Consider the following 22,508-nt stretch of genomic DNA (forward strand, 5'->3'; position numbering starts at 1 on the left):
CTCACTTTGGGAAGAGGGTGATCGGGTTGACCACGTCCGCGGTGATGGTGAGCAGGGTGAACACCCCACCGATCAGGATCACCACGTACGTGAAGGGCATCAGCTTGAAGTAGTCCACCCGGCCCGGGTCGGGCCGGCGCAGCCGCGCGTACAACCAGGAGCGGGCCCGTTCGAACCAGGCGATGGCGATGTGGCCGCCGTCCAGCGGCAGCAGCGGCAGCAGGTTGAACACCCCGATGAAGAAGTTCAGCGAGATGAACAGCATGACGAAGATTTCCCAGGCGTTGTTGGCCACCGCCTCACCGCCGAGGACGCTGGCGCCGACCACGCTGATCGGGGTGTCGATGTCCCGCTCGCCGCCGGTGATGGCGCGCCACAGCGCGGGGATCTTCTCCGGCAGCCGCTGCAACGCCTGCGCGGTGGCCACCGCCATGTCGCCGATGAAGGTGCTTGTCGCGCCGACCGCCTCCACCGGGCCGTAGCTGACCAGGCCGGGGGTGCTGATGATCAGCCCGATGCCGAGCGCGGGAACGTCGGTGACCGGCCCGGCCGGGTTGTCGATCGGGGGACGCTTTGTGGTGCCCAGCACGGCCTCGACGTTGCCGGCCTGGCCGTCACGCTCGTAGCCGATGGCGGCGGTGGCCCCCGGGCTGGCGGTCCGCAGGGCGGTGAGCAGGTCACCGTAGTTGGTGATCGGGGCGCCGTTGAACGAGGTGATCCGGTCGCCGTCCCGCAGCCCGGCGGCGGCGGCGGGGCTGGCCGCGTCGCTCGCGGTGCACTCGCGGAAGGTGGTGTCCGGCAGGACGCAGTCCTGGAGGGCGATCACCGCGGGCTCGGCGCGGACCTGCGCCTCGGTGGTCACGCGGTCCGGGTTGGGCAGGCCGAAGGTCATCGCGGCCAGCCAGGCCGCGAAGATCGCCAACCCGAAGTGGGTCGCCGACCCGGCGGACATCACGATGGTGCGCTTCCACACCGGGTAGCGCCACATGGCCCGCTTCTCGTCACCGGGCTCGACGTCGTCGTCCTGCGGCGTCATGCCGACGATCTTGCAGAAGCCACCGAGCGGGATGCCCTTGAGGCCGTACTCGGTCTCGCCCCGCTTGAACGAGAAGATGGTGGGGCCGAAGCCGACGAAGTAGCGGGTGACCTTCATGCCGAAGGCCTTGGCGGTGAGCATGTGCCCGGCCTCGTGCAGGCTCACCGAGACGAGGATGCCGAGGGCGAAGAGAACCACCCCGAACGCGAACGACATCAAGCTCCTTCCACCGCAGCAGCGATGATCTCCTGCGCGTGTGCGCGCGCCCACGACTCGGCTTCGAGTACGTCCTCGACGGTACCCGGTTCACCGAAATCGGGAGCGTCCTCCAACACGCGCCGCAACGTGTCGACGATGCCGAGGAACGGCAGCCGCCCGGCGACGAACGCCGCCACACACTCCTCGTTCGCCGCGTTGTAGATCGCCGGCCGGCACCGGCCCGCCTCCCCGGCCGCCTTGGCCAACGCCACCGCCGGGAACGCCTCGTCGTCAAGCGGCGCGAACTCCCAGGTGTGCGCCGTGGTCCAGTCGACGGCGGCAGCGGCCTCCGGCACCCGGTCCGGCCAGCCCAACCCGAGGGCGATCGGCAGCCGCATGTCCGGCGGGCTGGCCTGCGCCAGCGTCGACCCGTCGACGAACTCGACCATCGAGTGGATCACCGACTGGGGGTGCACCATCACGGTGATGTCGGCGTACGGCACGTCGAACAGCTCGTGCGCCTCGATCACTTCCAGCGCCTTGTTGACCATGGTCGCCGAGTTGATCGTGACGACCGGTCCCATGTTCCAGGTCGGGTGGGCGAGCGCCTGCTCCGGCGTGACAGCCGTCAACTCGTCGCGCCGCCGCCCCCGGAACGGCCCGCCGCTGGCGGTCACCACCAGCCGACGCACCTCACCCCGGGTGCCGCCGCGCAGGCACTGAGCCAACGCCGAGTGCTCCGAATCCACCGGGACGATCTGCTCCGGCCGCGTCACCGCGCCCTTGACCAGCGAGCCGCCGGCCACCAGCGACTCCTTGTTGGCAAGCGCGAGCGTACGCCCGGCGCGCAGCGCCGCCAGCGTCGGCGCCAGCCCGAGCGACCCCACCACCCCGTTGAGCACGACGTCACACGGCCACTGCGCCAGCTCGGTCATCGCCTCCGGCCCGGCCACGATCTTGGGCAGCTTGAACTCGCCGCTGGCCCAGCCCCGCCGGCTCGCCTCGGCGTAGAACGCCAACTGAAGATCCTGCGCGGCGGACGCCTTGGCCACCCCGACCACGTCGACACCGAGTTCGAGCGCCTGGGCGGCGAGCAGCCCGATGTTGCCGCCACCGGCACCGAGCGCCACCACCCGGAACCGCTCCGGGTTGCGCCGCACGATGTCGATGGCCTGGGTACCGATCGACCCGGTACAACCCAGCAGCACAAGATCACGGGGGGACGTCACGCCGCCCATTCTTCCCCACCGCCGTTGAGCGCAGGGAAGGGCACCTTGTCGACGCCTCCGGTGGATAACTGCACGTCAGTGGCGGAGTACGCACGGTACCAATCACTTCCGACGCCGCGATCTCTCCTCGCAACACCGCCGTCCGGATCGTCACGGCCCGGAGACCGCCGCCCGGCGAGCGCACACCGCGCAATTCGCGAACGACCACCCTCAACCACACACGCGCGCTAGCCACCCCCGCTGCACGCCGTCAGCGCGTCGAAACTTAGGACTCGCCAGCCAATCTTGGACACTTTCCGTTAATTACGAACGGAAACTGTCCAAGATTGCATCGGATACGTCGAGCGGGCGGCGGACAGGCCGTCGGGGCCGGTGAGCGCGAACTACGCACCGCGCGGTCCTCGGCTATTGCCTGACTGGGAACCGCCGCGATGGTGAGCAGAGCCAGCAGCAGGTCGATGGCGTGCGGACGACCAGGAGCGACGCTCAGGGGGAGCGACTTTGAGCAGCGCGACGGCTTGGTGCGGTGAAATGACAAAGGCCGTGCCGTAGGTCCAACAGCTCCACCGAACCGGTCACCTGATCATGCCTGGACCGACTGAGTGTGGGAAGACTTGCGGGTGGTCCGGCCCGGCACTGCGAAGACGTGGCCCGGTGCCGACCGGGGGCGGTCGGCACCGGGCGGGTCATGCCAGGTTCAGGCGCGGGGGGCGAACCGGCCCGCGCGGGTGGCGGCGACGAACCGGGTCCAGCTCGTCGCGGCGAAGCTCAGCTCCGCGCCCTGCCGGTCCTTGCTGTCGCGTACGCCTACCGCATCGAAAAAGCCGGCCACCTCGACGCAGTCACCGTTGCTGCCGGACCGGGACGACGTGCGCCACACTCCGTCACGTCTCATGGGTCATCTCCTTTGCGATCACCGTGATCAGCTCACGGGAGTCATCGACATCGAGCGCCCGCTCGCTGAGCGAGCGCCACGCTTCCTCGTAGGTCTGGATTTCGTGCGGTTTGTCAAGGTAGACCGCACCGCACGGGCCGTCCATGTAGATGGTGGTCGGTTCCGGCTCCCGGACATCGATGGGGAAGTCGAGCATGGTGAAGGCGCCGGTGTCGCCCCAACGGAACAGTCCTGCGCGCAGTGGCAGCACCCGAAGGTTGACGTTGTGCCGCTCGCTGGTCACCACCAGTGCGTCGAGTTGCCGGGCCATCGCGAGCCGGTCACGCAACGGCCGGCGCAGCACCGCCTCGCTGAGGATCACCTCCAGGTAAGGAGCCCGAGGAACCGCCCGCGCCAGCAGCCGCTGCCGGCGCAACCGAATGTCCACCTTGGCCTGCCGTTCCGTCTCACTCAAGTCCGGCTGGTCGAGGGCGATCACTTCGCGCATGTACTCGACCGTCTGCAACAGGCCGGGTACCAGATTGGCCTCGTACTTTCGGATCTTGGTCGCAGCGGCTTCCAGGCCGACGTACAGCTTGAACCAGTCTTTGATCGCCTCGCCGTAGCTGTGCCACCAGCCGTGCGCCTTGGTCTCCCGGGCCAGCGACCGCATGGTCCGGATGGTTTCGTAGGTCGCGCCGTACACCCGGCACATGGCCTCCACGTCGTTCGGGTGCATGGGGACCTGACCGGTTTCGTACCGCCAGATTCGCGGCGTCGACCATTCCAGTTCCTTCGCGGCCGCGGCCACAGTTACGTGCGCGTTTTCGCGAAGTTCTCTCAAATATCTGCCGAGTTGCCTACGCGGGACGGTGCTTCCCGGATCGTCCACGTCATCTCCTCTGCTGTTGTCGCGTAAGGCACCTCATCCCTTGATTCGCATTCTTCCGCAGAACATTGCGCCAGGCCAGTAGTGAAATCACCATCGTGGATGACCAGCCAATCCCCCTGGCAGGTCACGGCCGGAGCGGACGCCTCCCACGAACCTCATCCCGGCGTCCGCTCCGGCCCGCGACCATTCCACAGAGGAGGATCATGGATTCGATCGACGAAGCCCTCGGCGAGATTCCGCTGCCTCCCTACATCACCGCCGAAGATGTCACATTCGCGCTCCGGGCGATAAGCGTGCACGCCGCCGAACAATGGCCCGACGGCCCGCGCTGCCGCAACGACCGGGCACCCCACCCCTGCCGCCTGCACCGCTGGGGCCGCCGCATCCTCACCATGCGCGGCCTCACCGACCAGGAGATTCAGTCGATGCTCGGCGAGCAGGAAGCCGCCCGCCCATGATCTACCTGTCCGGGGAGCGCCCACTCCCCCAGCACGCCCGCGCCGCCACCTTCGACACCCGCTGGCGCGGCCTCGACCCGGACCAGGTGTACGCCTACCTCAACCGGCTCGCCGACGAGTTGGAACGCCTGCACCGCGAGTTGACCACAGCCAACACGGAAGCCGAACGAGTCCGCCAGGCACTGCGCCAATGGCAGTCCCGCCAGGCCGCTCACCGCCACCACAGTCGCGGATCGCGATGAGCCCACCCCGCTGGGTGATCCACCTACCCACCACCCTGACCAGCCTCGACGAGGCGACCGCGCTCGCCGTGGCCCTCCGCGACTCCCTCGGGCACCTGACGGTCATCGACTTCGGCGAAACCACCCTCAGCGAAGAAGACCACCAAAGCCTGCGTACCCGAGTCTGGTGCGACACCCCACTCGACGGCCCCGGACGCTGCCCCCACCCCAACGCCCACCCGGGCCCCTGCGCTCTCGACCGATCTTGACGCCCACTGCCGGACCCAGCTCATGATCTTATGACCTACTTCTGCCCGTACGATTCGTACGAGTTGTACAATCGAAACCGTGAGTGAGCCCGCAGCCGAACTCCCGATCTCAGACGCCCGCGACAGCCTCGCGGACGTCGTCTCCCGCGCGCACTACGCCGGGAGGATCACCTATGTCACCCGTCGGGGGCAACGCTTGGCCGCCATCGTTCCGGCCGAGGTCGCCGAGGCCATCGAGCGCGCCGAAGACGCCAGCGATGTCGCCGCCGCCCGCGAGGCCCTGACCCGCATTGACGCCGGCGACGCCCCAATACCGCTGACCGACCTACGCGATGAGCTCGGCTTGTGACCAGCCCGACTCCACCCGCCTACACCGTCCAGGTCGACCGAGCCGCCGCCAAGCTGCTGCGCAAGCTCGACCGCCCCGTGCAGGCCCGCCTCGTCACCGCCATCGCGAATCTAGCCACAGAACCTCGCCCAGCCGGCGTCAAAGCCCTGACCGGCCACTCCAGCCTTTTCCGCATCCGCGTCGGCGCATACCGCATCATCTACACCGTCCGGGACCAGGAGCTGATCGTGCTCGTCGTCCACCTCGGGCACCGCAGCGACGTCTACGACCTGCTCTGAGGCACCCGGCGCACCCCGAGAGCCAAGACCCGAGCCTCAACCGTCAAATGCGCAGTCGGCACGCGGTACCGTCCTGACGGCGTAGCAAGGCAAAGGTCGTCGGATGACGAGCTGTCGAGTACCCGATCAGGCGGTTCGCGGCGCGTCAGCAGTCTCCGGCCACGGTGGGTCGGGTGGCGTCCACGGCGGTGTGCCTGCCGATGAGGAGCCTCGCCTCGGCACCCGGCTTACGGCGTAACGGATGGCCCACGCGACACCGACAACCACCACGACCACCGCGACGATAGGCACGACGACTACCGCCGCACGTTGCGGAGGCCAACCGGTCAGCAGACGCAGCAGCAACGGCAGTGGCACCATCGCCCCAGCGAGGATGCCCGCGACACAGATCCGGCCGGTCAGGGCCGGCAACGGATCCGTGACGTTGCCGAAGAGCACGGCGAAGCCCGCCGGCACCGCCGTCATCCCCACGATCAGCGCCACCACGAGGACCGATCCCACTGCGTCGTCTGAGTTCGCGCCACCCAATGCGTAGGGGACGTACAGGGCGAGCGCCAGGAGACCGAGCGCGCCACCAACGGCGGCAAGTGGAATCACGAACCAGCCGTACCGCCGCGCCAGCAACGTGGCGCAGCCGGCAAGCACCACCAGGCTTCCCACCGCGACCGACAGCGGTACGGCGACCCGCCAGCCGACGGTGACGGTCGCCTCGGCGACACCCGGGATCGGTGTTGCGGGTTGCTGGTGCCGGAAGCCGTCACCGGCAACTGTGCCGAACCCGATGCGCTCCCAGTGGCCGGCAGCGTCCCTGCGGGCAACGCCGTCCCGACCGTTTGCCACCAGCACGACCACCCCACCGTCCGGCTGATCGCGCACCAGCAACGCGCGGGACGACAGGTACTCGTCGGCATCACGCAAACCAGGTATCACCGTCGCCAGTCGCTGCCGGGCATCCTCGTCAATCTGCCAGGCGACGCGCCAGCTGGCCCCACCGTCCCGGCTCTCCTGCACCGCCAGGCGGCGCGGCACGATCCGGAAACAGTGCCCCGGATCCCGCGCCGAACAGTCCTCTCCCGACGCGACCGGCGGCGGCTGCTTCGAGAACAGCTCGTAGCCGCCCTCCGGCAGCTCCGAGAACGTCGGTCCGTCGTCCGCGCCGATCCACCACGTGTGGGGCTCCCGGGAGTCGTGATAGGCGTTTCCGATGCCGACCACAGCGACGCCCTGCCACTCGTACAAGGCAACGGCGTCGTCGTACTGGGGAGCGGAGGTGGCCGCGACGCCCAGCCCGGCGATCGGCAACACCACCAGCACCGCCACCATCCGCAGCCAGCGCGCCAGGGTCGGGCGGGCCGCCGCCGAGCGCCACGTCCACCAGGCCAGGCCCAGCGCCGGCAACGCCAACAGGTCCGTGCCGTCGGCCAGGATCACCGACGGTCCGTTCACCACGCTCCACACCGCGGACGCCGTGGCCGCCCCCTCCGGAGTGGCCTTCACCGCCGCGAATCCCACCCCAACGATGAAAATCGAGACGGCCGCCAGCAGGTCGGCCGGCGCGATGCCCGGCCCAGGACCAGGCCGGGCAACCCTGCCCCTACGCCGCAACACCGGCAGTCGACCGCACCCGGCCAGCAACATCACCAGCACGACGGCCAGCAACGGTGGTGCCATCACCATCCCGGCGGCGTCGCTGAGCTTTCCCGTCAACCAGCCGGGAGAAGCCGCCTTGAGCACGTGGTCGTTCAGGATCAGCAGCGCAGTGGCCGCCACCGTCACCGGATGAACCAGCCAGGTCAGGAGGCTGTCGATCGACCCGCCGCGCGAGCGGCCCACGCCTGGCCCATGCTGTTGTGACCCGTCCATGCTTCCCCGTGATGCTGCGACCTGGTCTGAGCGTCCTTCTGCCTCGAGTGGCCGGGTCTTCCTCGCATGTCGGCGACTCGTAGCGCTGGGCCGCTCGGCCTTACTGAGTACTCAACCCAAGCAGGGCCAGCAGTGTTCCAACATCTGGAGCTACTCTTACCCAGCCGTTATAGGTGGTTAGGTAGACCACCTCCGGCTCCTCGGAGTTCTGTCGATAGTCGAGCGCGAAGGGCTGGTCCGGACCGAGATCTCCAATGATGACCGACTCGGACTGCGAGATGTCACCCGGTCGAGCTACGTCACTAGACGAACCTAGGTACCACGCCAACACCTCCCCGTCCGTCTCACTGCGCCAATGCTCGGTTTCGCTGATGATTCCCTGAAGCGAATAGAACCGCGGCTGGGTCGCCTTGTCCTTGAACACCATCTCCAATCGATGCAGATCCTGTGGGACCGACCAACGACCTCCTTGAATCGCGACGACTAACGCTTCAGGAAGACGGAGTCCAGCGACCAGAACTGCAGGGGAACGACTAGTCATCTTGACCGCACACTCCTTCCCGTCGCTGCCGAAATCGCATCCATGATCCCCTGACGTGCATCCATCGGAGCCATAGGATCTCCATGGTTACGCCCGTTCACCCCTCGCGAGAGCCAATGAACCGAGAACCCGTCCTCTTCGAAGAACAGCGTGAAACCGACCGTTCGACGCGAACCACCGAAGCTCATCAGGTTGATTTCGCCGTGGCCACCTCGGCGGTTAACGGCATTTGCAGGTGAGTTGGGGCCACGCTCATCAACGCTTAGTTGCGCACGGAACACCCCAGTATCGGGATCGTAAACCCCGCTGAACGCAGCCCCCGGGTCATGCGCCGCCAGCGCACCTGAGTTGTCATATCCGTCAGCATTGGACAAAACATTGTTACAGTTGTGGACGAGGACCGGCGTGTTGCCGGCGGTCACATAGTACGTGTGGGTGTTGGCGACGGTGAGGTTGTGGACCGTGGCGCGGGGGACGCTCCAGCGGTCGATGGCGGTGATCTGGACGTAGGTGCCCGCGCTGGTCTGGAGCCACTGCCCCGACTGGAGGTCGGTGGCGTCGATCCACTCGCCAAGCTCGGGTACCCAGAACGGGTGGCCGTCGGTGGCGGTGACCTCGGCGGTTTCGCTGCCCTGGTCGCCGTCGGTGTCGATGACGACCTTTACCAGGTGCTTGACACCGTCGCCGGTGATAGCGGCGGTGACCGTGTCCACCTCGGTACGGCCGGTCTCCGGATCGGTGACCACCACCTTGTCGCCGGGCTCGACGTCCTCGATCGCCTTGGTTGAACCGTCGGCCATGAGCACCCGCGTGCCCGGCACGAAGCTGTTGCCGAGGCGTTCGCAGGATTCACCGCCCGACGAACCGCCATTGTTGCCGCTGGAGCCGCCGCTGCTGCGGTTGGAGGCGCCTGAGGAGCCGCCCGGCTTCGAGTCGCCCTTGCCGCCGCCGCCGCCCTTGCCGCTGGCGCCGCCGGACGCCGCCGACGAGCCCTTCGGGTTGGACTTGGCCTGGGCTTCCTTCTGCGGGCCGTTACCCGTCTTCTTGGCCGACTGGGTCGCCTTGTTGCTTGTCGAGTTGACCTTGTCGGCGGCCTTCTTCTTCGCCGCCTGGGCGGCCTTCTTGGCCCGTTCGATGGCGAGCTTCTTGGCCTGCAACGCGGCGGCCTCGGCAGCCCGTGCCGCCGCCAGCACCGCCTCGGCGGCCCGTTTCGCCGCCTGCCATGCCTGGATCGCGTTGATCGTACGGTTGACCGCCCGGATCACCGCTGGGATCTTGGCGACCTTGGTCCAGGGGATCGCGTTGAGGATGAGGCTGCCACACGCCCACATGTCACCGCCGAAGCAGTTCAGGGCGTCGTTGATGCCGATGAACTCCTTGAGGATGTACCACGCTGAATCCAGGATCACCGAGATCAGCGAGCGGCCCATGTTTGCCTGCGCCTGAGCGATCATCGCCGACGACAGACCTGCACCGGCCAGCGCCGCCGCCGTCTCCGACGCGGTCAACGCCACCGACAGACCCGACGGGTCGGAGTGGGTGACCGGGTTGTTGTGGGCGTACGTGAAGCCGTTGTTCTGCACCGGGTCGGTCAGGTCCAGCACCGGGTCCGCGGAGAGGAACCGACCCACCTCCGGGTCGTACAGCCGGGCACCCAACGGTACGAAGCCGGAGGCGTCGTCGCGGACCGCGCCGAGGAAGCCCTGGTTGGTCCGCAGATAGCCGCTGACAGCACCGGTACGCACGTTGCCGAACGGATCCTGCTTACGGATCCGGGCCTCCATGACACCGGAGAGGTTCACCTCGGCGTACGGGCTGCCCTGGTGGTCACTGGCCACCACGGTCAACGGTTGTTGGGCAGTGCCGACGAACTGACGCAGCACCGCGCCACCGGGAGTCGAGTAGGTGCGCTGTGCGTCGATCGGCGACCCGCCCGGGTGCACCGTCAGCTGGGCCTCCCCGAGATTCAGCGTGGCCTGCCGGCCCTGCACGGTCAGCAGCCGGGTGCCACCGGGCCCGTAGATGTGCCGGGTCTCGTCCTGCGGGTTCCACTGCTGCGCGGCGGATCCGCTGGCGCAGGTCACCAGCACGATCGGGGTGTTGTCGGCCGAGGCACCGTCCTTCGCGGCCAGGCACAGGCCGGACGCGGCATGCTTGAGCTGTGCCGTGGACGGCAGCCGCTCGAACTGCTGGCCGGCGGTGCCGTCACACGCCTGCAACCGCAGCACCGAGCCCGCCGTCGTGCCGGCCGGCTGGGCACACCACTTGTCGTCGTAGACCGAGAGCGTGCCGAGGTTGCCGTTGTTCTGGCTCGGGGTGGGAGTGAAGGCCCACTTCTGCCAGGCACCGCCGTTGCACGAGTAGAGCTGGATCGGCTGGTTCGGCTGGGCGAGGCGCTGGCTGAGGTCCATGCACTTGGCGGCCAGGCCCATGTACGCGGTGCGGCCCTTGGTGCCCGAGCCGGTGATCCGCTCGACCTGGCCGTCGTACGTCCAGGACAGCTCCTGCTGGTCACCGTTGCGGGTGGAGGTGACCGACTTCGTCTCGCCGGTCAGTTCGTACAGCCGCTTCGCCTCGGAGACGATGGCCGCGCCCTGCGGCGTGGTGTAGGTCTTGGTGACGGCGTCGAGGGTGCGCGGCTGGTCGCCCTCCTCGGTCTCGTAGCCGTACCCGTAGGTGGTCTCGATCGGGCCGGTGGAGGTGCGGCCGGTCAGGTCCCGCTCGACCAGCTTGCTGCGGTTGCCGAGCAGGTCGTACTCGTACTCCTGCCAGTAGCCGGTGCCGTCGACACCCGCCGCCGCGTTCGGTGCGGCCGCGGTACCCGGCCCGGCCTGGCACGACGCCTGGTCCTGCGACGTCCAGGCGTTGCGGAGCTGGCCGAGCGGATCGTAGGTGAAGCACTGCCGCTCGGCGATGCCGGCGGCATACTCGCGGATCGCTGTCACGTTGCCGGCGGCGTCGTACCAGTAACCACGGTTCGAGACCAGGTGGTTGCCCTTGACCTCGCGGAACACCTGCTGCCGGGTGAGGGCGCCGCTGGCGTCGTCGTACGAGGCCATGGTCCACACCCGGTACGGGTGTGCGCCCAGGGTGGAGCGCAGCACCTGCCCGTACGGCGAGTAGACCGTCTCGGAGCCGTACCAGTCCTTGCCGGACACCGACAGCGGCAGGCCGTCCTTGGTGTACCGGACCAGCAGCTTCTCGCTGGGCAGCGCGCCGACCGCCGGCAGCGTGGCCGACTCGGTCAGACCGGTGTCGGTGTACGTGTAGTCGTAGCGGTACTCCCGGTTCAGACCCCAGGTGGTGGCGATCGACTCGGGGAGCGTCAGCGTGGTCGAGGTCGGCTGGTAGTCCGCGGTGTAGCCGCCGACCGACTGGGTGTACGGCAGGCCGTCGGTGTACCGGGTCGACGTCGCCGGCAGGCCCTTACCGCCGGCCACCGTGTCGTAGGTGTACTGGGCCAGCAGCGTGCCGCCGCTGCCACCGAGCCGCTGCTGGGTGGGGCGGGACAGCTCGTCGTACCCGTTCCACACCGTGATGCCACGGGCGTTGGTGCTGGTCAGCGGCCGGTCCCGGTGGTCGTACGTCATGGTGGTGGCGCCGGTGTCCGGGTCGGTGGTCCGGGTCAGCCGGCCGCGCTGGTCGTACGTCCAGGTCCACGGGACCGGGTTCGCCGAGTGGGTGGCCTCGGCGAGCTGCCCGCGCGCGTCGTACTCGTAGCGCATCGAGGTGAAGTCGGTGCGGGCGGCGTCGCGGAAGGTGTCGACCCGCGTGGTGCGGCCCACGCCGTCGGTGTAGAGGCGGTACGAGGCCGCGCCCGCCGGGTTGATGACGGTGGAGTGGTCGAGACCGTAGTTGTACTTGGTGGCGCGGCTCGGGTACTCCGTACCGTTGAGCAGCGGCAGTTCCTCGACCACCCGACCGAGGCCGTCGTAGGTGTAGCGGGTGGCGTTGGGCACCACCGTGTCCGACTCGGGTGTGAAGAGCCGGCCGATCGGTGAGCCCTCGGCGAAGTACGCGTTGTTGGTCTGCCAGACCTCACCGGCCGAGTTGTAGAGCGTGTCGGTGATCAGCCGGCCGCCGCCGGTCGCCTCCACCTGGGACTGCCGCTCGCGGCCGAGCCCGTCGTAGATGGTGACCGAGGTCTGGATCCGGTCCTCGTGGCCCCGGGCGAAGGTGGTGACGTACGGCGGCTTGCGGATGCTCTCGCCGGGATTCTCCGGGTCGGGCACGATCGCCGGGAGGGCGTACTCGGCGCGGAAGTCGGGCACCAGGGCCGGTGACGGGGTACGCCCCGCGCCCCACGCCTTGACGAGACGGCCGAGCGCGTCGTATTCGGCGTGGCTGACCTGGTTGTTCGGGTCGGTGGTCTTGAGGGTGACGGCACGGCCCGGATCCAGTTCCCGGGTCTGCTTGTGCCCGAGGGAGTTCTCCTCGCTTACCGCGTATGCCTGCCCGGTGGCCGGGGTGTAGGTGATCTTGGAGACTTTGTTGTCCGGGTCGGTGCGGGTCAGCACCCGGCCGACGGCGTCGAAGGTGGTGGTGCCGTCGTTCTGGAAGCCGGAGCCGTCCGCCTTCAGCGACCAGGTCTGGGTGGCCAGACCCCGGGTGGTGCTCGGCAGGGCGGCACCGTAGGCGGTGCCGTCGTAGCCGACCCGGCCGGCCGAGGAGAGCGTCGTCAGGTCATCGAAGTCGGCGGCGGCACACGTCGTCGGGCTGCTGCGGATCTGCCTGGTGAGGCCGATGATGTGCTTGGTCGTGCTGTGCACATATTCCACAAAGGTGCAGGACTCGTCACCGGACTTGCCGGTGTCACCGAGTGACTCGATCCGCTCCGGTAGGCCGTGGGTGCTCTCGTAGGTGGTCTTGGTCTCGACCGTACGCAGCGTGCGGGTGTCGTCGCCGGTGCCGGAGGACCGGGACACCGCCTTCTGCCGCGTGTCGGTGACCCGCCACGCCTTCAACGGGTCGAGCCCGTCGTCCCGGTCGCGGGAGGCGAGTTCGGTCGCCGTGGGGTAGGTGACGCTGCGGGTGAGCCAGTTGGCGTCCGGGTCGCTGGCCTTGGCGTACGTCAACTCCTCGGCGACCCGGCCGGCGAACGGCTCGCGGTCCTTGGCGATCTCGTCGCCGGTGCCCACGTTGTCCTTCACGGACACGCTGTCACCCATGCCCCGGAAGTAGCGGGTGACGGACTTGGTCTGCTCGCTGCCCAGCTCGGCGGTGGGTGGCCCGGTGAGGACGGTGACCTGCTCGAAGCCCGCGAACTGGGAGTAGGTACGGCGGGACTTCTTGCTGAATTCCGCCTCGGCCAGCCGCCAACCGGCGTTGTCGTACGCGTAGGTGGTGAGGGTGGAGGAGGCGGCGCCGTCGATGGCGGGCAGTTCCTCGACGGACTCCACCACGTACTTGTGGAACCAGTCGATGACGTCGTCCTTGGCCGGGTCCGGGTGCCAGAAGTTCGGGAAGCAGAGCCGGGTGTTGGCCTTCAGTTCGGCGGTGTCGTTCTTGCCGGGCAGGCCGGACCCATTGGCGCAGGAACCGGTGGGTTGCCGGTACGTGACGACGGTCTCGCCACCGTACTCGTTGATCACCCGCGCGATGCGCAGCCGGGAGAAGCTGGGGCGGTTGTCGTTGCGCACCCGGTTGGGCATGTCCTCCGGGTTGTGGGCGAACCGCACCGGGTTGAGCGCGACCTTGTCGCCGCCGACGCCGTACCCGGTGCGCTGGATCGACTCCAGCCACAGCGCGGTGTTGGGGCCGGTCAGCAGGGTCGGGAAGGACTGGGTGAGCTGGTACTCGTCCACCTTCTGCAACGCGGTGGAGCCGCTGCGCCGCTGCGCCCAGGTGGTGATCTTGTCGAGGCGCTTGCGGGTGAAGAACGACGGTGAGGCGTTCCAGCACTTCCGGCCAGAGATGCAGTTCAGGTCGGCCGGGGTGTCGTACCAGATGCGGTAGTCGTGCGGGATCTGGCTGTTGAAGTTCGACTCGGAGCAGGTCTGGGAGCCCTCGGCGAAGCAGCGCTCCGCCACGTCGAAGCTGACCCGGGCCAGCGGCGCGGTGCCGTAGACGTTGTCGCTGCGCTGCCCGTAGTCGATGCGGGTCAGGTAGCCGCCACGGTCGTACTTCACCGGGGACTTGAAGTTGAAGTTCCGCGCGTAGCGGTTCTCCTCCTTGGCCCACCACAGGCTCATCACGTTGCCGTGGATGTCCTCGACGTAGTCCAGCGACCACCGCCACGCCTGGGTGCAGGCCGAATCGGCCCAGTCGCCGGCCTGATAGCAGTCCTCACCGGAGTGGTTGCCGTAGACCGGTGCGGTGAGCACCGAGTTGGTGACCGGCTGACCGGCGGTCCAGCCGGGCAGGCGGTGCCGGCCGAAGTGGTAGCGGGTGCCGTCCCTGGTGGTGACGACCCAGTACTCACCGTCGGCGTCGCCGTTGGCCAGGTCGGTGTCCTTGAGCAGCTGCACCTTGGACCCGTCGCCGTTGGCGGTGGTCCAGGTCCCGGTGCTGTCGTCCCGGACCAGCTCGGTGGTCATCCCGCCGAGGGAGAGGGTGGCGTTCTTCGACCCCCAGCAGAGGTCCGCGGTCCGGTGCTCGCTGTTGTTCGAGCCGGGCTTCTTGGAGTCCTGCCGACAGTTGACGTAGGTGCGGGTGATCGCGCCGGCCGCGTAGTCCCAGCCGTCGCCGATCCAGGAAGCCTGGTTGTTGGTGGCCGAGGTACGCCCGTCCACCGACTGCGACGAGTACGACAGCGCCACCTTCGGCATCAGGCCGCCGGCCGTCTCGGGCACCTGCACCTGGTACGAGTAGGTGAACGCGCCCGAGGAGGAACCCGCCGCCCAGGAGCCGGAGAACAGCAGCGGGGTGGCGGTGAAGTCGCCGGAAGCCGACGCGCCGGTGTCGAGCACGCCGACGACGTTGGCGTCCGTCGCGCTGGACTGGGCCCCGAACGCCGACCGGCCGGCGACCGCGCTGTCGGTTCCGACAAGCGACCCGACCGGCACGCTGCCGGTGACGATCCGGCGGGTGGGTGACCCCTCGTCGACGCCTGCGATCGCGGCGCTGCGGGCGGACTCCCCGGCGACCGGGAGGAGCTCCACCTCACTGGAGACGACCTGGCCGGTGACACCTGTCGGATCGGTGGACTGGACACCCGCGCCGCCGTCGGCGCAGTCGCCGCCGTCCGGGTCGTCGAAGACGCAGTCCGGCAGCAGCACGACACCGAACCGGTCGGCGGCCTGTGGGCCGTAGAAGTCGGCGAAGGGCGTGTAGTCGACGCTGAGGGCGACCTCGGCCGTGGGGTCCGCGGTGGCCGGTGGAGTGATCTTCATGATCAGGCCGGCGACCCCGACGTCGTGCGACGCCTCGGGGGCAGCCAGATCCACCGCCCAGGTGCCGGCGAGGGCGGCAGGGTCACCGCCTTCCGGCACGCCGAGGGCGACCGGCAGGTCGTCGACCGGCAACGCCTCACCGGCGGCGACCCCGGTCAGGTCCACCGTGCCGCTGCCCTCGTCCCAGGCGTCCACCGCGGACGGCTCGTACGGGTCGAGTGGCTCCGGCTCGTCGGTGAGCAGGTCGGTCACTGCCTGCTCGTCGGGCGCGATCTGCTCCACCTCCGGGATCTCCGGAAGGTCGATCGAGCCGCGGCTCATGCCCGGGCCCGGCACCGCGAAGGCCGGGGCGGGCAGCGCCGTCACCGTCATGGTCATGGACAGCGCCAGGATGAACGCCGTACGGGCGGGACGCCCCCGCCGCCGGGCCAGCAAACCGGTACCAGGCATGCGCGTCGACTCCCACCCAGGCGTGCAGACGAATAAGGAGGTTCGCGAAAGAACCGCGAGGACACGTGCCGGATCGGCGCGTGCGTGAGCACTCTCCGTCAGGGCAGGTCAGAGCTCAAGGTCGCATAATGTGATCTTCCATATGTGAATGTGATCCACCTCACGTCGCGAATGCCGCAGAGGGTCAGAGAACGCGGAGAACTCGACGAGGTGGCCAATTCAGCTATGTCCGACACATGACGTCGGCAAATCCACCCACACAAGATCGAACTCCGGCGTACCGGTCAATGATCAGAAAGTAAACGTCACGAATCGATAACGTTGACGGGATAGACGAGATGCCCTGGTGACGTGCGATCGTGTGCCCGCGTTTCTGCCCCTCGGCCCGACCGACGGGGCAGATTTCGCACCTTCCTGTCCGCCCGGCCCACGGGAGTAGACCGCCGTGACAGCGCCTCGCCTGCTCAGCCCGTTCGTGCGTACGCGCACCCGGCTGATCTGCACCATGGGTCTCCTGCTGGTCGCCGTCATCGCGGCGTCCCTGCCGTGGTGGCCGGGAATCGGCGGAGGCGACAGTCGGCCGGAGGTCGTCACCGAGGCCGCCCCGGCGTCGAAGCCACCGCGCGACGAGGCGACAGCGATGGCCGAGGCACTCCGCACGGGTACCGAGGTGCTCGTCGAGACCGCGACCACGGCCACGTCGCTCACCTGGGCGTTGCCGGCCGGGCAGTGGCGCACCACCACCCACGCCATTCCTCAGCGGGCCAAGGACGCCACCGGGCAGTGGGCTCCGATCGATCTGACCCTGACCCACGACGCCGACGCTGCGGACGGCCTCGGCGTCCGCCCGGTCAACCCGCCCACCCCGGTGCGGTTCTTCGGCGGCGCGACGCGACCCGACGCCACGCCGTCCCCGAGTCCTTCCGCCCAGTCGATGCGCCTCGTTGCCCGCACCGAAGTGGACACCCCACTCGCCGAGGTCGAGATCGACGGTCACACCGTCACCTACCTGTGGCCCGGTCCGCTGCCGGCACCGGTGCTCGACGGCCCACGCCTGCTCTATCCCGAGGTCCGGCCCGGTGTCGATCTGCTTGTGGTCGCCCGCGACGAGGGTGGATTCGGGCAGCTGCTGATCGTCAAGAACCGGAACAGCGCCACCATCGAGGCGGTCCGGTCCCTCACCTACGGCCTGCAATCCCCGACGGCGGTCTTCCGCCACGACCAGGAGACCGGCGGCGTGCAGATTCTCGACGCCGCAAGCCGGGTCGAGATCGGCTCGATGCCCACCCCGTTCGCCTGGGACTCCGCCGGCCAGGACCCGGCCTCGCCGCAGCCGACCCTGCGCACCGCCGTCGCCACCACCACCGACGTGCTGAACCTTTCCGGGCTGAACGGGGTCGAGGCGGGTGCCCGGCACGCTCCGATGCCGATCAGTCTCGACGGTGACGGCAGCGGCAACGTACGTCTGCACCTGGACGCCGCCGCCACCGGCCTGCTCACCGACGAGGAGGCGTTGTTCCCGCTCTTCCTCGACCCGACGATGAACAGCACCACGCTGGCCTGGGCGACGGTCTACAAACAGCATTCGAGCACCAACACCTGGAACGGCACCAACTTCAACTCCGGCAGCACCGACGCCCGGGTCGGTTACGACGAGCGGACTCCGTTGACCGCCCGCTCCTTCTGGCGAATGGGCTTCAAGAGCAGCATGAAGGGCGCGACGGTCAGCTCGGCCGAGTTCAAGGTGTTCAACAACCATTCCTGGAACTGCACCGCGCGCCAGATGGAGGTGTGGCGCACCGGCTCCATCTCGTCCGCCACGACCTGGAAGAAGCAGCCGAGCTGGGTCGAGGTGCAGCAGAAGAAGTCGTTCGCCTTCGGCTACGGAAGCAGTTGCGCCGACGACTACGTCAGCTTCGACGTGAAGAAGATCGCCCAGAACGGCGCCGACGGCGGTTGGTCGAACGTGACCCTCGGCATGCGGGCGACAAGCGAGGGCGACACGCTGACCTGGCGCAGGTTCAAGGTCAGCAGCACCACGCTGGAGGTCGTCTACAACACGCCGCCGAAGGAACCGACGGGCGGCAAGAGCACGCCCGGCGGCACCTGCGTACCCGGCCCCGGCGGCGGTGTCACGGTCGCCAGGACCAATCTGACGCTGTACGCCAAGGCCACCGACCCGGACGGCAACCTGAAGGCGCTGCGCTTCCGCTTCTGGAAGACCGGCTCGACCGTCCCCTCGGGCACGGTGGTCACCGCCGACGACAACGGCATCGCCCAACTCACGGTGCCGTCCAGCAGTCTGGAAGACAAGGCCACCTACTCCTGGGACGTACGCGCCGAGGACACCTCGAATGCCTCGTCGAGCTACTTCCCGCCCGGCACCGAACCCTGCCGATTGACAATCGACGCCTCGGCGCCGCCCGCACCCACCGTGACGAGTGAGGTGTTCCCGGAGGCCACCCCCGACGGTGCGACCTGGGCAAGCGTGTCGTTCGGCGGAACCGGTGCGATCACCTTCAGCGCCACGGGCGCGACCCGCTTCACCTACGCCTTCGAGGCCATCAACGCCCAGCCCGTAAATGCCGTGAACGGCACCGCCACGGTGCCGAACCTGGCCCCACGGCACGCCGGTCCCACGACCCTGCACGTGTACGCCTACGACGCGGTCGGCAACCGCAGCGCCCGCACCGACTACACCTTCTTCGTGCCACCGAACGAGGAACCCGACGGTCCGGCCGACACCACCGGTGACCAGCTGCCCGACATGCTTATCGTCAACGGCGACGGCCACCTGCGGACCTACATCGGCGACGCCGGCGGCGAGCTGTACGACCACCTCGCCGCCTCGTACACCGAGAAGGGCACGCAGAACCCACCCGGGCACTGGTACGAGCCGGCCACCGGCAAGGCGGCCCTGATCACCAAGCACTCCGACGGGTACCCGGGCGACGGGATCACCGACCTGTTCGCCCGCACCCCGGACGGCGGCTTCTGGCTCTACCCCGGTGACGGCTACGGCAGCTTCAACGTTGACAAGCGGCTGCGGATCATCCTGCCGCCGAACGCGCCCAACCCGTCGACCTGGACCCAGATCAAGGCGCTCGGTGACATCACCGGCGACAAGCGGCCGGACCTGGCCCTGCGTTCCGGTCCCGAGTTCTGGGTGCTGTCCGGATACACCGGGGCGGGATTCCAGGAAGCCACAATGATGAATCACGACGCCTGGGCCCGCCGGGAAGTCCTCAACATCACCGATTTCGACCGGGACGGTACTCCCGACCTGCTCTGGCGCAACATGGACGCGGGCACGCTCTACGTCCGCCACGGGTTGCCCGGCACGGGAGCCAACAGCGTGACCCTGGAGTCACTGAAGCTCGCCGCCAACTCCCGGGACGGCGACGTCCGGATCGGCACGGGCTGGACGGAGGCGGCCTACAACGCGGTCGTCGGCATTCCGGACGTCAGCGGCGACGGGATACCAGACCTCTGGACCCGTTCCGGCGCCGACGGCAGCATCCGGCTGCACCGCCCCTCCCTCACCAACATCGACGCGTCGGTGCAGGTGGTCCTGTCGCCCGACTACTCAGCCTTCCGCGCCTTCGGCTGACCCGCGCCGGCCGGTGTTCGTGCCGGCCGGCCCACCAACCTCGACCAGGCACCGCGGTTCACGCTCGACCTGAGCCGGCACTGCCGGCCGCCGCAGCCGTACTGCCCGGTGGATGCTGTCGAGCTGAGCCGTTCACGCTCTCACGCATCCAGTCGGCCGCGCGGCCGCGCGGACACCCGCGCGTCGCTGGGTCATCACCGCCGGCCCGGCCGCCTGATCTGATCGCATCCGCCTGGCCCGGCCGTCGTCCTCGGCGAGGCTGACAAGCAGAAGGTGTTCGTGCGGCGCGGGTAACAGAAACGGTTGCCGGGAGGGTCGACGGGGAAATGGAGCGCGATGGGCGGTGCGTGGGACAGGACGCGACGGATCACCCGGGCGGCGTTCCGCCCGGTACGTGGTCGGGATCTGTCGCTGCATGCCGCCTCGATCACGTTCTACGGGGCGATCGCCGTGGTGCCGGTGGCTCTGCTGGCGATCTGGCTCACCTCACTGCTGGTGGGGGCGTCCCAGGTACGGCGACTCACCGGGTACGCCGTGGACGCGCTGCCGGACGCGATAGGTGCGCCGCACGCGGTGGCCGCATTGGTCGAGGCCGGGGTGGGCCTGACGCCGTGGCTGGCGCTGGCCGCGCTGCTGCCGGCCTCGCTGTACGGCGAGGGGCTGCGCCGGGCGTTCGTCTCGGTCGCCGCGCCCCGCTCCGACGAACACCTGGTCGGCTGGCGGGGCCGGTTGCTGCTGCTGCCGCTGCTGGCCCCGGCCCCGGCGCTGCTGCTGTCGATCCTGCTGGCCCTGCCGACCACCACCGGGCTGGTCCGGCGCGGCGGTTGGGCCGGCGCGCTGGGCGTGGTGCTGTCGTTCCTGGCGGTGTGGTTGGTGCTCACGCCGGTGCTGATGTGGGTGTTCCGGGTGGTCGGACCGGCCTCCCCGGACTGGCTCTCCACCTTGGCGATGGGTTCCTTCACCGCCGCGAACCTGTCCGGCTTCCTGCACGGTTTCGTGCTGTTCGCCTCGCTGCCACTCGACCTGGGCGTGCCCTTCGGCGGGCTGGACGAGGTGGGTGCCGCCGTGGCGATCCTGCTCTGGCTCTACCTGTTTCACGTGATCGTGCTGGCCGGCTACTCCGCCACCCTCGCCCTCTCCTCCTGGCGCACCCGCCCCCACCCCGCTGAATCATGACCCCACCCCTGAGGCACAACCCCGGCGATCTTGCACTTTCGGTCGCCGACATGTCGCTTTGACACCTCTTGCCCGGGTAGAAAGTGCAAGATCGCGGGGGTGAGGGTGGGGTGGCAAGGGTTAGGGTGCGGGGATGAGGGGTGCTGGGGTGCCGGGGCGGGCGGACGTGGTGATCGTCGGGTCTGGGCACAACGGGTTGGTGTCGGCGATTCTGCTGGCTCGAACCGGGTTGGATGTGCTGGTGCTGGAGGCCGCCGAGGTGATCGGCGGGGCGACGCGGACCGAGAACCCGTTCCCGAAGGTGCCCGAACTGCGCCACTCCACCGGGTCGTACCTGCTCGGGCTGATGCCGCCGGAGCTGCTGGCCGCGCTCGACGTCCGGATCCCGGTGCTGCGCCGCGACCCGCACTATTTTCTCCCCACGCCCGGCGGGGTCGGCTCGCCGTACCTGCTCTTCGGCACCGACGCGGCGGCCACCCGGGCGCAGCTCGCCGAGTTCTTCTCCCCCGCCGACGCCGCCGCCGACGAGGCGTTGCAGGCCGAGCTGGCCGCGTTGCGCGAGGACCTAGCCCCGGCCTGGCTGGCCGAGCCGCTCAGCGTCGAGGAAACCGCCGACCGGTACGTCCGTCCCGCGCTGCGCCAGACCTTCGTCGACCTGGTACGCGGCTCCGTCGCCGACTACCTGGCCCGGTTCGACTTCCGCTCCGAGCTGCTGGTCAGCATGTACGCGGTCACCGACGGCCTGTCCGGGCTCAACGCCGGCCCCGACGACCCCGGCACCGGGCACAACTTCCTGGTCCACAACATGTGCCGGCTGCCCGGATCCGGTGGCACCTGGATGATCGCCGAGGGTGGCATGGGTACCGTGTCGCGGATCTTCGCCGACGCCGCCCGGGCCTCCGGCGCCCGGATCGTCACCGGAGCGCCGGTCACCGCGATCACCCTCGACGGCGGTGCCGCCAGCGGCGTGGTGCTCGCCGACGGCCGTCAGGTCGACGCCGAGGTGGTGCTCGGCGCCTGCGACCCGTACCGCCTGATGGAGCTGCTGCCCGACGGCGCGCTGCCGACCACGCTCAGCGGACGGATGGCGGCCGTCCGGCGCACCGGCAGCACCCTCAAGCTGAACCTGGCGCTGCGTGGCCTGCCCCGCTTCTCCTGCCTGCCCGAGGGTGCGCCGAGCCCGTTCGGATCGACGATTCACCTGCTGCCCGGCTCGGCGTCACTGAGCGGCGGCGCTGGCGAGTCACCGATGGCCGCGCTGCGCGCCATGTGGGCCGACGTGCAGGCCGGTCTGCTGCCCGACGAGCCGACAATCGAGTGGTACCTGCACACCACAGTCGACCCGTCGCTGGCCGACCCGGCCGGGCACCACTCGTCGGCGTTGTTCGTCCAGTCGGTGCCGTACGAGTTGGCCGGCACCACCTGGGACGCGGCGTTGCCCGGTTACGTCGACAAGCTGGTCGGCATCTGCGAGCGCTACGCCCCCGGCACCGGCGACCTGATCGCCGACGCGGTGCCGCTGCCACCGCCCGGCATCGAGGCGCACTTCGGCATCACCGGCGGTCACATCCACCACGTCGACAACACCGTCTCGTTCGCCGACCGGATGCCCTACGCCACAGGCGTCGACGGGGTGTACGCGGGCAGCGCCGGCTGTCACCCGGCCGGCAGCGTCATCGGTGCCGCCGGCCACAACGCCGCCCAGCGCATCCTCGCCGACCTCGGCCGCTGAG

Annotated in this window: 15 protein-coding genes; 8 read left to right on the top strand and 7 right to left on the bottom strand. The window is 69.0% G+C overall.

Annotated features, from left to right (window positions below; genetic code table 11):
• Position 1: 1 nt before the first annotated feature.
• The 4 genes from CLT74_RS15165 to CLT74_RS15180 form a co-directional block, all read right to left on the bottom strand.
• Entirely contained in the window at positions 2-1,252 is a 1,251-nt protein-coding gene (locus tag CLT74_RS15165) for a site-2 protease family protein (protein WP_099847127.1), read from the bottom strand.
• Positions 1,252-2,463 carry a 1-deoxy-D-xylulose-5-phosphate reductoisomerase gene (gene dxr / locus CLT74_RS15170; RefSeq protein ID WP_099852057.1) on the bottom strand — a complete coding sequence of 404 codons (1,212 nt, stop codon included), beginning with the start codon at positions 2,461-2,463 and terminating at the stop codon, positions 1,252-1,254. Before dxr ends, CLT74_RS15165 begins: the two co-directional genes overlap by 1 nt.
• Before the next feature lie 697 nt (positions 2,464-3,160).
• A complete protein-coding gene (locus CLT74_RS15175) occupies positions 3,161-3,343 on the bottom strand; it encodes a DUF397 domain-containing protein (RefSeq protein ID WP_099847128.1) in 183 nt (60 codons plus the stop codon).
• A 4-nt stretch (positions 3,344-3,347) separates the two neighbouring features.
• Entirely contained in the window at positions 3,348-4,229 is an 882-nt protein-coding gene (locus tag CLT74_RS15180; RefSeq protein WP_099847129.1) for a Scr1 family TA system antitoxin-like transcriptional regulator, read from the bottom strand.
• A 203-nt stretch (positions 4,230-4,432) separates the two neighbouring features.
• On the opposite strand from CLT74_RS15180, the gene CLT74_RS15185 reads away from it, so the two are divergent.
• From CLT74_RS15185 to CLT74_RS15205, 5 genes are all read left to right on the top strand, one after another.
• Complete coding sequence (locus CLT74_RS15185) at positions 4,433-4,687, top strand: hypothetical protein (protein ID WP_099847130.1); 255 nt, start codon at positions 4,433-4,435, stop codon at positions 4,685-4,687.
• The gene (locus CLT74_RS15190; protein WP_099847131.1) at positions 4,684-4,929 is read left to right on the top strand and encodes a DivIVA domain-containing protein; all 246 of its coding nucleotides are present in this window, start codon (positions 4,684-4,686) and stop codon (positions 4,927-4,929) included. The genes CLT74_RS15185 and CLT74_RS15190 overlap by 4 nt, the downstream gene beginning before the upstream one ends.
• The gene (locus CLT74_RS15195) at positions 4,926-5,177 is read left to right on the top strand and encodes a hypothetical protein (protein ID WP_099847132.1); all 252 of its coding nucleotides are present in this window, start codon (positions 4,926-4,928) and stop codon (positions 5,175-5,177) included. The genes CLT74_RS15190 and CLT74_RS15195 overlap by 4 nt, the downstream gene beginning before the upstream one ends.
• Before the next feature lie 79 nt (positions 5,178-5,256).
• A complete protein-coding gene (locus tag CLT74_RS15200) occupies positions 5,257-5,526 on the top strand; it encodes a type II toxin-antitoxin system prevent-host-death family antitoxin (protein WP_099847133.1) in 270 nt (89 codons plus the stop codon).
• Entirely contained in the window at positions 5,523-5,804 is a 282-nt protein-coding gene (locus tag CLT74_RS15205) for a type II toxin-antitoxin system RelE family toxin (RefSeq protein ID WP_099847134.1), read from the top strand. The genes CLT74_RS15200 and CLT74_RS15205 overlap by 4 nt, the downstream gene beginning before the upstream one ends.
• Before the next feature lie 126 nt (positions 5,805-5,930).
• On the opposite strand, the gene CLT74_RS15210 is transcribed toward CLT74_RS15205, so the two are convergent.
• The 3 genes from CLT74_RS15210 to CLT74_RS15220 all read right to left on the bottom strand — a co-directional run bounded on the left by CLT74_RS15210 (position 5,931) and on the right by CLT74_RS15220 (position 15,989).
• Entirely contained in the window at positions 5,931-7,637 is a 1,707-nt protein-coding gene (locus CLT74_RS15210; protein WP_099847135.1) for a hypothetical protein, read from the bottom strand.
• Between the two features lie 130 nt (positions 7,638-7,767).
• On the bottom strand, positions 7,768-8,208 hold the full coding sequence (locus tag CLT74_RS15215) for an SMI1/KNR4 family protein (RefSeq protein WP_486582317.1): 441 nt from the start codon (positions 8,206-8,208) through the stop codon (positions 7,768-7,770).
• A complete protein-coding gene (locus CLT74_RS15220) occupies positions 8,205-15,989 on the bottom strand; it encodes a ricin-type beta-trefoil lectin domain protein (protein WP_099847137.1) in 7,785 nt (2,594 codons plus the stop codon). The genes CLT74_RS15215 and CLT74_RS15220 overlap by 4 nt, the downstream gene beginning before the upstream one ends.
• A 445-nt stretch (positions 15,990-16,434) precedes the next feature.
• Between CLT74_RS15220 and CLT74_RS15225 the strand changes: the two genes are divergently transcribed.
• The 3 genes from CLT74_RS15225 (at position 16,435) to CLT74_RS15235 (ending at position 22,507) form a co-directional block, all read left to right on the top strand.
• Positions 16,435-19,599 (top strand): DNRLRE domain-containing protein, encoded by a 3,165-nt coding sequence (locus CLT74_RS15225; protein ID WP_099847138.1) that lies wholly within the window; start codon positions 16,435-16,437, stop codon positions 19,597-19,599.
• Between the two features lie 336 nt (positions 19,600-19,935).
• Entirely contained in the window at positions 19,936-20,775 is an 840-nt protein-coding gene (locus CLT74_RS15230; protein WP_099847139.1) for a YhjD/YihY/BrkB family envelope integrity protein, read from the top strand.
• Positions 20,776-20,908: 133 nt separating this feature from the next.
• The gene (locus CLT74_RS15235; RefSeq protein WP_099847140.1) at positions 20,909-22,507 is read left to right on the top strand and encodes a phytoene desaturase family protein; all 1,599 of its coding nucleotides are present in this window, start codon (positions 20,909-20,911) and stop codon (positions 22,505-22,507) included.
• The last annotated feature ends 1 nt before the right edge of the window (position 22,508 follow it).

This window comes from Verrucosispora sp. CNZ293, from assembly GCF_002754655.1.

Coding starts and splice junctions, on each gene's coding strand:
- CLT74_RS15165 (WP_099847127.1), bottom strand. CDS start 1,252: ATGTCGTTCGCGTTCGGGGTGGTTCTCTTCGCCCTCGGCATCCTCGTC.
- CLT74_RS15185 (WP_099847130.1), top strand. CDS start 4,433: ATGGATTCGATCGACGAAGCCCTCGGCGAGATTCCGCTGCCTCCCTAC.
- CLT74_RS15190 (WP_099847131.1), top strand. CDS start 4,684: ATGATCTACCTGTCCGGGGAGCGCCCACTCCCCCAGCACGCCCGCGCC.
- CLT74_RS15195 (WP_099847132.1), top strand. CDS start 4,926: ATGAGCCCACCCCGCTGGGTGATCCACCTACCCACCACCCTGACCAGC.
- CLT74_RS15215 (WP_486582317.1), bottom strand. CDS start 8,208: ATGACTAGTCGTTCCCCTGCAGTTCTGGTCGCTGGACTCCGTCTTCCT.
- CLT74_RS15220 (WP_099847137.1), bottom strand. CDS start 15,989: ATGCCTGGTACCGGTTTGCTGGCCCGGCGGCGGGGGCGTCCCGCCCGT.
- CLT74_RS15230 (WP_099847139.1), top strand. CDS start 19,936: ATGGGCGGTGCGTGGGACAGGACGCGACGGATCACCCGGGCGGCGTTC.
- CLT74_RS15235 (WP_099847140.1), top strand. CDS start 20,909: ATGAGGGGTGCTGGGGTGCCGGGGCGGGCGGACGTGGTGATCGTCGGG.